Here is a 10,661-nt window from a genome sequence, read left to right on the forward strand (position 1 = left end):
GGGAGCAGGCCTAGGGGGTGTCGGCCGCACCCCGCCCGTGATCACTCCCGGTTACTATGCTCACTTCGTGCCGTCGGCTGAAGAGATGGGTGGCCCGGGAAGTGCTGAAGAAGGTCACCGCGACCCGCTACATCACGCCGTTGCGTGAGGGCGGTTCGTTGCCGGGGCTCGTCGAGGCCGACGACCTCGGGACCTACGTCATGAAGTTCACCGGTGCCGGGCAGGGCCGCAAGACCCTGGTCGCCGAGGTGGTGTGCGGCGAACTCGCCCGGCGCCTCGGCTTCCGCGTGCCCCGGCTGGTCGCCGTCGGGCTGGATCCCGTGCTCGGGCTGGGCGAGCCCGACCAGCAGGTGCAGGACCTGCTGCGGGCCAGCGGCGGCACCAACCTCGGGATGGACTTCCTGTCCGGTGCCCTCGGCTACGACCCGCTCGGCTTCCCGGTGAGCGCGGCGGAGGCCGGCCGGATCGTCTGGTTCGACGCGCTGATCAACAACGTCGACCGCTCCTGGCGCAACCCCAACCTGCTCGTGCACCGGGGCGAGCTGTGGCTCATCGACCACGGCGCCACCATGATCTGGCACCACAACTGGCCCGGGGCCGAGGCGTCGGCCGCGCGCCCGTACGACGCCTCCGAGCACGCCCTGGCCCCCTTCGCCCCGGACGTCCGCGCCGCCGCGGCCGAGCTGGCGCCCCGGGTCACCGAGGAGCTGCTCGCCGAGGTCACCGCGGAGATCCCCGAGGCCTGGCTCGACGGCGAGCCGGGCTTCGGCACCCCGGACGAGCTGCGCCGGGCCTATGCGCGGCCGTTGCTCGCGCGGGCGGCCGTCGTCGCCGAGCGGATCACCGGCCTCGGCACCGGAACCGAGGGGGTCCAGTGAGCGAGCACCACATCCACGTGGCCGGGCATGTGACCGAGCGCCACATCACCCGGGCGGGCCAGGGCGGCGACCGCGACGTGTTCGAGTACGCGCTGCTGCGGGTCGTGCCCCGGGTGGAGCGCGGGGAGTGCATCAACGCGGGCGTGGTCGTGTACTGCCGGGCCCGTGGGTACGTCGGTGCCCTCACCCACCTGGACGAGGCCCGGCTCCTCGCGCTGGACCCGGCCGCCGACGTGGCCGGGGTGCGCGCGGCGCTCGGCGCGATCGAGCGGCACTGCGCGGGCGGCGAGCAGGCCGGGCAGGCGGCCGGCGACGACGCCGGGCGCCGCTACCGCTGGCTGGTCGCGCCCCGCTCCACCGTGGTCCAGCCCGGTCCGGTGCACACCGGACTGACCGCCGACCCGGCCGCTGAGACGGAACGGTTGCTGGACCTCCTGGTGAGGTAATGGATCACACCGGCCGGATGTGCCGTTGACACCGCGTGCCAGGGCTTCTAGCGTCACGGGTGGCGAAGGTACTAAGCGGTCGCTCACCGCACCAGGGGTCCTCCCGGAGGGCCCGAAGGTCTCTCAAGACGTCCTCCCAAGACGTTCTCTCAAGGGCGAGGAGAAGCAGCAATGTCCACCACTGAACAGCGCGTCGCGATCGTCACCGGCGCGGCGCGCGGTATCGGCGCGGCCACCGCCGTACGACTGGCCGCCGAAGGCCGCGCGGTCGCCGTGATCGACCTGGACGAGGCCGCCTGCAAGGACACCGTCGAGAAGATCACCGCGGCCGGCGGCAAGGCGATCGCGGTCGGCGCGGACGTCTCCGACGAGGCGCAGGTCGAGGCCGCCGTCTCCCGGGTCGCCGAGGAACTGGGCGCCCCGACCATCCTGGTCAACAACGCGGGCGTGCTCCGCGACAACCTGCTGTTCAAGATGAGCGCCGCCGACTGGGACACCGTCCTGAACGTGCACCTGCGCGGTTCGTTCCTGATGACCAAGGCCGTCCAGAAGCACATGGTGGACGCGGGCTTCGGCCGGATCGTCAACCTCTCCTCCTCCTCGGCGCTCGGCAACCGCGGCCAGGCGAACTACTCCGCCGCCAAGGCCGGCCTCCAGGGCTTCACCAAGACCCTCGCCATCGAGCTGGGCAAGTTCGGCATCACCGCCAACGCGGTCGCCCCCGGCTTCATCGCCACGGAGATGACCAAGGCCACCGCCGACCGGGTCGGCATGGGCTTCGAGGACTTCAAGAAGGCCGCCGCCGGCCAGATCCCGGTGCAGCGCGTCGGCGAGCCCGAGGACATCGCCAACGCCATCGCCTTCTTCACCGGCGAGGCGGCCGGCTTCGTCTCCGGCCAGGTGCTGTACGTCGCCGGCGGACCGCTCAACTAAGGGACTCAGGGGTAACACAGTCATGACTGAACTCCCGGAGCTGTCCGGCAGGGTCGCGATCGTCACCGGCGCCAGCCGCGGTATCGGCTACGGCGTCGCCGAGGCGCTGATCGCCCGCGGCGACCGCGTGTGCATCACCGGCCGCGGCGAGGACGCCCTGAAGGAGGCCGTCGAGCAGCTCGGCACCGAGCGCGTCATCGGCGTCGCCGGCAAGGCGCACGACCTCGACCACCAGACCGAGGTCGTCGAGCGCACCATGGAGGCCTTCGGCCGGGTCGACTACCTGGTCAACAACGCGGGCACCAACCCCGTGTTCGGCCCGATCGCGGACCTGGACCTGAACGTCGCCCGCAAGGTCTTCGAGACCAATGTGATCTCCGCGCTCGGCTTCGCCCAGAAGACCTGGCACGCCTGGCAGAAGGACAACGGCGGCGCGATCGTCAACATCGCCTCGGTCGCCGGCCTCGCGCCCTCGCCGTTCATCGGCGCGTACGGCGTCAGCAAGGCCGCGATGATCAACCTGACCCAGCAGCTGGCGCACGAGTTCGCGCCCCGGGTGCGGGTCAACGCCATCGCCCCGGCCGTGGTCAAGACCAAGTTCGCGCAGGCCCTGTACGAGGGCCGGGAGGAGGAGGCGGCCGCCTCCTACCCGCTCGGCCGGCTCGGGGTGCCCTCCGACATCGGCGGGGCCGCCGCGTTCCTCACCTCAGAGCAGTCCGACTGGATCACCGGTCAGACCCTCGTCGTGGACGGCGGCATCTTCCTCAACGCCGGCGTCGGCTGAGGCGGGGCATCTCTTCCGGGCGCCGATTTTCGGACGGATCGGCGCCCGGGAGGCCGTACCGGATCCGCACAGCGGAATGACAACGTCGTCAACGCCCAGTCGATCAAGAACGCCTGATTTCGGGCAGGTTCAGGTGGCCGAACGCTGCGGTATGGTCTGCCGACCCTTGGTATGGCAGATCGAGGAGCGTGCGCGTGTTCAACCGGAACCGATTCCTGCGGAGAGTCGCGGCGATCGCGTCCATAGCGTTGCTGGCCGGATGCAGTCTGCTGTCCGACGGCGACCCCGACAGCCAGGGGCCGATCGTCGTGGGTACCACCAGCGCCCCGAGCACACTGGACCCGGCCGGCGCCTGGGACGGCTCCTGGGAGCTGTACCGGAACATCTTCCAGACGCTCCTCGCCTACCCCAGCGGTGCCACCACCCCGCAGCCCGACGCCGCCGAGAGCTGCTCCTTCACCGACTCCACGAGCCGCACCTACCGCTGCAAGCTGCGCTCCGGCATGAAGTTCGCCGACGGCGACCCGCTGACCGCCGAGGCCGTCCGGCACTCGATCGCCCGCATCCGCACCATCAACGCCCCCGGCGGGCCCGCCGGACTGCTCGGCAGCCTGGACCGCATCGAGACCTCCGGCGACCGCGAGATCGTCTTCCACCTCAACCAGCCCGACGCCACCTTCCCCTTCGTGCTGGCCACGCCCGCCATGTCGATCGTCGACCCGGACGACTACCCTGCCAACTCGCTGCGCAAGGACACCTCGGTGTACGGCTCCGGTCCGTACAAGCTCCAGTCCTACGAGGAGGACTCCGAGGCCGTCCTGGTCCGCAACGGCAACTACCAGGGCTTCGCCAAGCCGGAGAACGACGCGGTCACCATCCGCTACTTCAAGGACTCCGCCGGGATGGTCCAGGCGCTCAAGGACAAGCGGATCGACGTCACCTACCGGGGTCTGGCCGCCGACGACATCCTCGCCCTGCAGGAGCACGACACCGAGGACCTGCAACTGGTCGACGGCGCCGGCACCGACATCAGCTACCTGGTGTTCAACCCCGCAGACCCCTGGGCCAAGCAGCCCGCCGTGCGCAAGGCCGTCGCCCAGCTCGTGGACCGGGGCGCGATCGCGCACAAGGTCTACAAGGACACCGTCGATCCGTTGTACTCGATGGTCCCCAAGGGTCTGACCGGCCACGCCACCGGCTTCTTCGACGACTACGGCAACCCCAGCGTCCCCAAGGCCCGCAAGATCCTCACCGACGCCGGCATCACCCGGCCCGTCCCGCTCACCCTCTGGTACACCACCGACCGCTACGGCTCCGAGACCGCCCAGATGTTCCAGGAGCTGAAGCGGCAGCTGGAGGCCTCCGGCCTGTTCACCATCACGCTCAAGAGCCGCCCCTGGAAGACCTACGTGGTCGGCTACCAGAAGGGCGAGTACCCGGTGTTCGGGCGCGGCTGGTTCCCGGACTTCCCGGACGCGGACAACTTCATCGCCCCGTTCGTCGGCGAGCACAACGCCCTCGGCACGCCCTACCCGGCCAAGCAGATCACCGGCAGACTGCTGCCCCACGCCCGCGCGGAGAGCGACCGCGCCCGGACCGTGAAGGACGTGGAGGCGGCCCAGCAGATCATGGTCGACGACGCCCGGCTGATCCCGCTGTGGCAGGGCCGGCAGTTCGTCGCGGCCAGCGTCGACATCTCCGGCGGCGAGCAGGCCCTCGACCCGTCGACGATCATGATGATGTGGACGCTGCACCGCAAGACGAGCTGGTGAACCGGCCTTCCGGTCCGCGTTGTCAGTGGTCGCCTGTAGGTTCTGGAGCCTGGAAGTGACCGCCGTGGTCGCCTGACATCGTGAGGACGTTGACGTGACCGACATCGCCATGCTGCCCGAGTCCTGGCGCGGGGTTCTGGGCGACGAACTGCAGCAGCCCTACTTCAAGGAGCTGACCGAGTTCGTCGAGGAGGAGCGGGCGAAGGGCCCCGTCTACCCGCCGCGCGAGGAGGTCTTCGCCGCGCTGGAGGCGACGCCGTACGAGCAGGTGAAGGTCCTCGTCCTCGGCCAGGACCCGTACCACGGCGAGGGCCAGGGACACGGCCTGTGCTTCTCGGTCCGCCCGGGGGTGAAGACCCCGCCCTCGCTGCGGAACATCTACAAGGAGATGCAGCAGGAGCTGGGCCTGCCCGTCCCGGACAACGGGTATCTGATGCCGTGGGCCCGGCAGGGCGTGCTGCTGCTCAACGCGGTCCTCACCGTCCGCGCCGGGGAGGCCAACTCCCACAAGGGCAAGGGCTGGGAGAAGTTCACGGACGCGGTGATCCGCGCGGTGGCCTCCCGCCCCGACCCCGCGGTCTTCGTCCTGTGGGGCAACTACGCGCAGAAGAAGCTCCCGCTGATCGACGAGACCCGGCACGTGGTGGTCAAGGGCGCGCACCCCTCGCCGCTGTCCGCGAAGAGGTTCTTCGGTTCGCGTCCCTTCACGCAGATCAACGAGGCGATCGCCGCGCAGGGGCACGAGCCGGTCGACTGGCGGATCCCGAACCTGGGCTGACCGCCGGGGCCGCAGGAGCGCCGTGGACGGGACGGGGCCGCCTCGGTGCGCGGCCCCGCCGCGCGGGCGCGACTGGCCACGGCGCGCCCGCAGTTGCCACCGGCCGCGCCTGGCAGGCAATCCGGGTGCCGCCGGTTAGCGTCAGGACGGAACCATTGCCGACGGCCCGGAGGCACCCGTGGCGGAGCGACAGGAGCAGGCGGCGCCGGACGCCGTGCTGACGCGGATCGGGCAGGTCGTGATGCTGCACCACGGCGGCGACCGCGAGGAGGCCCGCAGCCGCTTCCTGGACCTGTGGGCGGAGATCGGCGAGACGGGCGACCCGCTGCACCGCTGCACCCTGGCCCACTACCTGGCCGACACCCAGGACGATCCGGCGGACGAACTCGCGTGGGACCTGCGGGCGCTGTCGGCGGCGGAGGAACTGGCCGACGGCCGGGCGGGCGGCGACCCGTCCGGCGTCCAGGGCTTCCTCCCCTCCCTCCACCTCAACCTGGCCGCCGACTACGCCAAGCTGGGCCGCGCCGAGGCCGCCCGCAGCCATCTGCGCCGGGCCCGCAGCGCCGCGGGGGTCCTCGCGGACGACGGCTACGGCGCGGGGGTGCGGTCGGCGATCGGCCGCCTGGCGTCGCGACTGGGGGAGGACGGCGGTCCGGGCGGCGAGGGCTGGACCCCGCCGCGCCAGCGGTAGCGCTCCTCCGCGACGACCCGGATCCGCCCCGGCGCGCCAGGCCCGAGGGGCCTGGCCGGTACGGCCGTGTCGCTGTGGGAGGCTCGTACCCATGGACACCGCCAAGCTCGAACTCGCCGCCCAGCGCTACCAGGAAGCGGAGGCCGCCCTCGACGCGGCGCGCGCCGACCTGGAGGTGGAAGCCGTCGCCTTCCTGCGGGAGACCGAGGAGCCCGACGCGCCGGCCGCCGTCGCCCGCATCACCGGCTGGACGCCCGAGGACCTGCGCCGGCTCGCCGAGGGCGGTGAGGGGCAGCCGGTGTGAGGATGCCGCCGGAGTACCTCGGTGACGCGCAGGCGGCCGGCCCGACCGTCACCGCCCGGCCGTCGCCACCGGAGCGGGCCGGAGGGCGGCGCGGGGGCTCGGCGAGCCGCCGGAAGCCGTCTGGCGGTACCGCCCCGCCCCTTCGGGCGCGCTCGGCCTCAGCCGCCGGCGGCGCCCTCGGGCCGTGCCCCGAGCAGGCCCCCGAGCAGCTCCCGCAGCCCCGTGCGGATCTCGTCCAGGTCCGGTGTCCGGCTGCCGAAGGAGCCGGCCGCGCAGGAGAACAGCAGTCCGTCCGCCCAGGCCACCAGGGACAGCACATGGCGGTCCGGTTCGCGTGACCCCGCCGCGGTGAGCAGCGCGGCCAGCTGCTCCTTGAAGACGGCGCCGGTCCGGTCGTAGAAGGCACGCAGTTCGGGGCGGCGGGTGGCCTCCAGGGCCAGTTCGTACCGGGCGATCAGCAGCCCGCGGTCGCCGGTCAGGGAGCGGTGGACGGCGAGCGCCAGTCCGTCCGCCAGCGCCTCGGGCCCGTCCCTCGGGTCCGGCATCTCCGCCAGCAGCCGTGCCTCCCGCTCGGCGTGCCGCCGCACCGCGAGTTCCAGCAGGGCCTGCCGGGTGCGGGCCACGTTCGACGTCGAGCCCGGCGGCAGCCCGGCCGCCTCGTCCACCGCCCGGTGCGTCAGCCCGCGCATGCCGCGCTCGGCGAGCAGGGCGAGGGCGGTGTCGGCGACGAGATCGGCGCGCCCGGCGCCGGGCTGCTGTGCGGGCATGAGGTGACCCTATCCGCCCCTGCGCGTCTCACTACGGGTGTAGTACAGTCGGCGTTCACTACAGGTGTAGTCCCGAGGAGGGGGTCATGGCGGAGACGGGCCGGGCGATCGTCATCGGCGCAGGCATCGGAGGGCTGGCCGCGGCGGCCGCCCTGCACCAGAAGGGCTGGGCGGTGACCGTACTGGAGCGCACCCCCGCCCTGCGGCCCGTCGGCGCGGCCCTCTCCCTCGCCCCGAACGCCCTGCGGGCCCTGGACGTCCTCGGCATCGGCGACGAGATCCGCGGCCTGGCGGCCTGGCAGGGCGACGGGGGACTGCGCACACCGGGCGGGCGCTGGCTGTCCCGCTCGGACGCCGAGGCCGCCGCGGCCCGCTTCGGCGGACCCCTGGTCCTGCTGCCCCGGACCACCCTCGTCGACCGGCTCGCCGCCCTGCTCCCGCCCGGCACCGTCCGCACCGGGACCCCCGCGGCCCTCGCCGACCCCGGCGACCGCGACCGGCCCGCCCGGGTCGGTGCCGACGGGGACGAGCTGGAGGCCGAGCTGGTCGTCGGCGCGGACGGCGTCAACTCCCGGGTCCGCGCGACCCTGTTCCCCGCCCACCCCGGTGCGGTGTACGCGGGGTTCACCACCTGGCGCGTCCTCATCCCCGTGCCCGGCGCCGAGTTCGCCCCGCACGAGACCTGGGGGCGCGGCCGGATCTGGGGCACCCAGCCCCTCGCGGACGGCCGCGTGTACGCCTACGGGGCGGCCATGGTCCCGGCGGGACAGCGGGCACCCGACGACGAGAAGGCCGAACTCCTGCGCCGCTACGGCGACTGGCACCACCCCGTCCCCGCCGTGCTCGCCGCCATCCGCCCCGAGGACGTGCTGCGGCACGACGTCCACCACCTCGCCCGGCCCCTGCCGGCCTACCACGCGGGCCGGACCGCCCTGCTCGGCGACGCCGCCCACGCCATGCCCCCGACCCTCGGCCAGGGCGGCAACCTGGCCATCGAGGACGCGGTCGTCCTCGCCCACCACGGCGCCGACCTGGCCGCCTACACCGCGGACCGTCTGCCGCGCACGACCGCCATCGCCCGCCGGGCCGTCCGGGTCGCCCGCCTGAACATGGCCGGCAGCCGGGCCGTCGTGGCCGTACGGAACACCGTCGTCACGGCCCTGTCGCAGGCCGGGCCCGCGTTCCTGCTGCGCGGCTTCGACGGCGTCGCCGACTGGCGGCCCCCGTATGCTTCCGGCAGGCAACACGCAGGCAAGCCGTAGGGGAGCGTACGTGAAGGTCGGCTGCATCGGACTCGGGGACATCGCGCGGAAGGCGTACCTGCCGGTGCTCGGCTCACAGCCGGGAATCGACCTGCACCTGCACACCCGCACGCCCGCCACCCTGGACCGGGCCGGGGACGCCCTGCACCTGCCCCGCGAGCAGCGGCACCGCACCCTGGACGCGCTGCTCGCCGCCGGCCTCGACGCGGCCTTCGTGCACGCGCCGACCGCCGTCCACCCCGAGATCGTCACCCGGCTGCTGGAAGCAGGCGTGCCGACGTACGTGGACAAGCCGCTCGCCTACCGGTTCGCCGAGTCCGAGCGGCTGGTGGACCTCGCCGAGCGGCGGGGCGTCTCGCTGTTCGTCGGCTTCAACCGCCGGTACGCCCCCGGGTACACCCAGTGCCAGGACCATCCGCGGGAGCTGATCCTCCTGCAGAAGAACCGGATCGGGCTGCCCGAGGAACCGCGCTCGATGATCCTGGACGACTTCATCCACGTCGTCGACACGCTGCGCTTCCTGGCGCCCGGCCCGGTCGACGACGTGACGGTCCGGGCCCGCGTCGAGGACGGCCTGGTCCACCACGTCGTGCTCCAGCTCGGCGGCGACGGCTTCACCGCCCTCGGGCTGATGAACCGGCTCAGCGGCTCCACGGAGGAGATCCTGGAGGTGTCCGGACAGGACACCAAGCGCCAGGTGGTCAACCTCGCCGAGGTGATCGACCACAAGGGCCAGCCGACCGTGCGGCGGCGCGGCGACTGGGTGCCGGTGGCCCGGCAGCGCGGCATCGAGCAGGCGGTCCTCGCGTTCCTGGACGCCGTACGCGCCGGGAAGGTGCTCAGCGCCCGGGACGCGCTGGCGACCCATGAACTGTGCGAGCGGGTGGTGCGAGCGGTTCAGGACCGCGGCGGCGCAGCCTGAGCGCCCGCACGCCCTCCGCCACGCCCAGCGCCGCCAGCACCAGCAGCGCGCCGTGCACCGGCCAGTCGCCGTGGCGGACGTACGGTGTGCTGCCGTGGGCGAGCGGCACGTCGTACACGCGCGCGGTGCTCGCGTCCGTGCCGAGCCACGGGCCGAGGCGCCCCCCGTCCGGGCCGTACACCGCCGAGACGCCCGTGAGCGTGGCGTGCACCATCGGGCGGCCGGTCTCCGCGGCGCGCAGCGCGGCCAGCGAGGCGTGCTGCTCCGGTGCCCAGCTGTGCTGGAAGGACGAGGTGGACGACTGGCCGAGGAGGGCGTCGGCGCCGTCCTCGGCGAGGTGCCGGCCCATGTCCGGGAACGCGGTCTCGAAACAGATCAGCGGGCCGATCCGCAGGCCGTGCCCGACGTCCATCACGGTCTGCCCGGTGCCGCGCCGCCGGTCCTCGCCCGCGGCCCGGCCCACCGAGGTGGCCCAGCCGAGCAGCGAACGGGCCGGTATGTACTCGCCGAAGGGGACCAGCCGCATCTTGTCGTACCGGTCGCCGGTCAGGCCGTACGGGCCGACCAGTACCGAACTCTTGTAGATGCCGGGCCGGTCGGAGCGGCGGGCGTCCACGTTCACCAGCAGGTCGGCGCCGGTCTCCCGGGACAGCGCGGCCAGCCGCCGGGCCAGGTCGGGACGGTCGTCCAGGTCGAAACCGACGCTGGACTCGCCCCACACCACCAGGTCGACGCCCTGCCCGGCGAGTCGCCGGGTCAGCTGCTCCTCGCGGGCGAACCGTTTGTCCCCGCTGGCCCGACCGGCCACGACACCCGGCTGCACCACGGCGATCCGCACCTGCCCGCCGGTCTCGGGGCGCGGTGCCCACGTCCACACGGCAGCGGCCACGGCGGCCGTGACCAGCAGCGAGGCCACGGCCGGCACCCTCGATCCGCGCACGGCGATCAGCATGGCCACCGCCACGTTGACGGCCACCACGAGGAAGCTCAGCAGCCAGACCCCGCCGACCGAGGCCAGCCGCAGCGCCGGGCCCACCTGCCACTGGCTGGCGCCCAGCATGCCCCACGGTCCGCCCAGGCCCTGCCAGGAGCGGACCAGCTCCACCACCAGCCAGGCCGAGGGC

12 protein-coding genes are annotated in these 10,661 nt (G+C 73.2%); 10 read left to right on the forward strand and 2 right to left on the reverse strand.

From position 1 onward, the window contains the following. Positions 1-101 precede the first annotated feature (101 nt). From IE312_RS00255 to IE312_RS00290, 8 genes are all read left to right on the forward strand, one after another. On the forward strand, positions 102-878 hold the full coding sequence (locus IE312_RS00255; RefSeq protein WP_189978171.1) for a HipA family kinase: 777 nt from the start codon (positions 102-104) through the stop codon (positions 876-878). Further along, the gene (locus IE312_RS00260; protein WP_189977098.1) at positions 875-1,324 is read left to right on the forward strand and encodes a DUF3037 domain-containing protein; all 450 of its coding nucleotides are present in this window, start codon (positions 875-877) and stop codon (positions 1,322-1,324) included. The genes IE312_RS00255 and IE312_RS00260 overlap by 4 nt, the downstream gene beginning before the upstream one ends. 171 nt (positions 1,325-1,495) lie before the next feature. Then, complete coding sequence (gene fabG / locus IE312_RS00265; protein ID WP_189977100.1) at positions 1,496-2,257, forward strand: 3-oxoacyl-ACP reductase FabG; 762 nt, start codon at positions 1,496-1,498, stop codon at positions 2,255-2,257. A gap of 22 nt (positions 2,258-2,279) precedes the next feature. Continuing rightward, positions 2,280-3,041 (forward strand): SDR family oxidoreductase, encoded by a 762-nt coding sequence (locus IE312_RS00270; RefSeq protein ID WP_189977102.1) that lies wholly within the window; start codon positions 2,280-2,282, stop codon positions 3,039-3,041. A 194-nt stretch (positions 3,042-3,235) separates the two neighbouring features. Then, on the forward strand, positions 3,236-4,813 hold the full coding sequence (locus IE312_RS00275; RefSeq protein ID WP_189977104.1) for an ABC transporter substrate-binding protein: 1,578 nt from the start codon (positions 3,236-3,238) through the stop codon (positions 4,811-4,813). A gap of 94 nt (positions 4,814-4,907) precedes the next feature. Then, positions 4,908-5,591: a uracil-DNA glycosylase gene (gene ung / locus IE312_RS00280; RefSeq protein WP_189977106.1), complete on the forward strand. Its 684-nt coding sequence runs from the start codon at positions 4,908-4,910 to the stop codon at positions 5,589-5,591. Between the two features lie 178 nt (positions 5,592-5,769). Continuing rightward, on the forward strand, positions 5,770-6,282 hold the full coding sequence (locus tag IE312_RS00285) for a Rossmann-fold NAD(P)-binding domain-containing protein (protein ID WP_189977108.1): 513 nt from the start codon (positions 5,770-5,772) through the stop codon (positions 6,280-6,282). 91 nt (positions 6,283-6,373) lie between these two features. Further along, positions 6,374-6,586, forward strand: coding sequence for a hypothetical protein (locus IE312_RS00290; RefSeq protein ID WP_189977110.1), 213 nt, complete (start codon positions 6,374-6,376; stop codon positions 6,584-6,586). Positions 6,587-6,744: 158 nt separating this feature from the next. On the opposite strand, the gene IE312_RS00295 is transcribed toward IE312_RS00290, so the two are convergent. Continuing rightward, positions 6,745-7,353, reverse strand: coding sequence for a TetR/AcrR family transcriptional regulator (locus tag IE312_RS00295; RefSeq protein ID WP_189977113.1), 609 nt, complete (start codon positions 7,351-7,353; stop codon positions 6,745-6,747). 86 nt (positions 7,354-7,439) lie between these two features. On the opposite strand from IE312_RS00295, the gene IE312_RS00300 reads away from it, so the two are divergent. Both IE312_RS00300 and IE312_RS00305 read left to right on the forward strand, forming a co-directional pair. After that, entirely contained in the window at positions 7,440-8,615 is a 1,176-nt protein-coding gene (locus IE312_RS00300) for an FAD-dependent monooxygenase (RefSeq protein WP_189977115.1), read from the forward strand. Between the two features lie 10 nt (positions 8,616-8,625). Further along, complete coding sequence (locus IE312_RS00305; RefSeq protein ID WP_189977116.1) at positions 8,626-9,537, forward strand: Gfo/Idh/MocA family protein; 912 nt, start codon at positions 8,626-8,628, stop codon at positions 9,535-9,537. On the opposite strand, the gene lnt is transcribed toward IE312_RS00305, so the two are convergent. Continuing rightward, on the reverse strand, positions 9,455-10,661 hold a 1,207-nt coding region (gene lnt, locus IE312_RS00310; protein WP_229898786.1), incomplete at its 5' end, for an apolipoprotein N-acyltransferase. The genes IE312_RS00305 and lnt overlap by 83 nt on opposite strands.

The sequence above is a fragment of the Streptomyces capoamus genome, assembly GCF_014654935.1.
Lineage (GTDB): Bacteria > Actinomycetota > Actinomycetes > Streptomycetales > Streptomycetaceae > Streptomyces > Streptomyces capoamus.

Excerpts from the sequence above, each read along its gene's own strand:
- fabG (WP_189977100.1), top strand. The coding sequence starts at position 1,496 with ATGTCCACCACTGAACAGCGCGTCGCGATCGTCACCGGCGCGGCGCGC.
- IE312_RS00270 (WP_189977102.1), top strand. The coding sequence starts at position 2,280 with ATGACTGAACTCCCGGAGCTGTCCGGCAGGGTCGCGATCGTCACCGGC.
- IE312_RS00290 (WP_189977110.1), top strand. The coding sequence starts at position 6,374 with ATGGACACCGCCAAGCTCGAACTCGCCGCCCAGCGCTACCAGGAAGCG.
- IE312_RS00295 (WP_189977113.1), bottom strand. The coding sequence starts at position 7,353 with ATGCCCGCACAGCAGCCCGGCGCCGGGCGCGCCGATCTCGTCGCCGAC.
- IE312_RS00300 (WP_189977115.1), top strand. The coding sequence starts at position 7,440 with ATGGCGGAGACGGGCCGGGCGATCGTCATCGGCGCAGGCATCGGAGGG.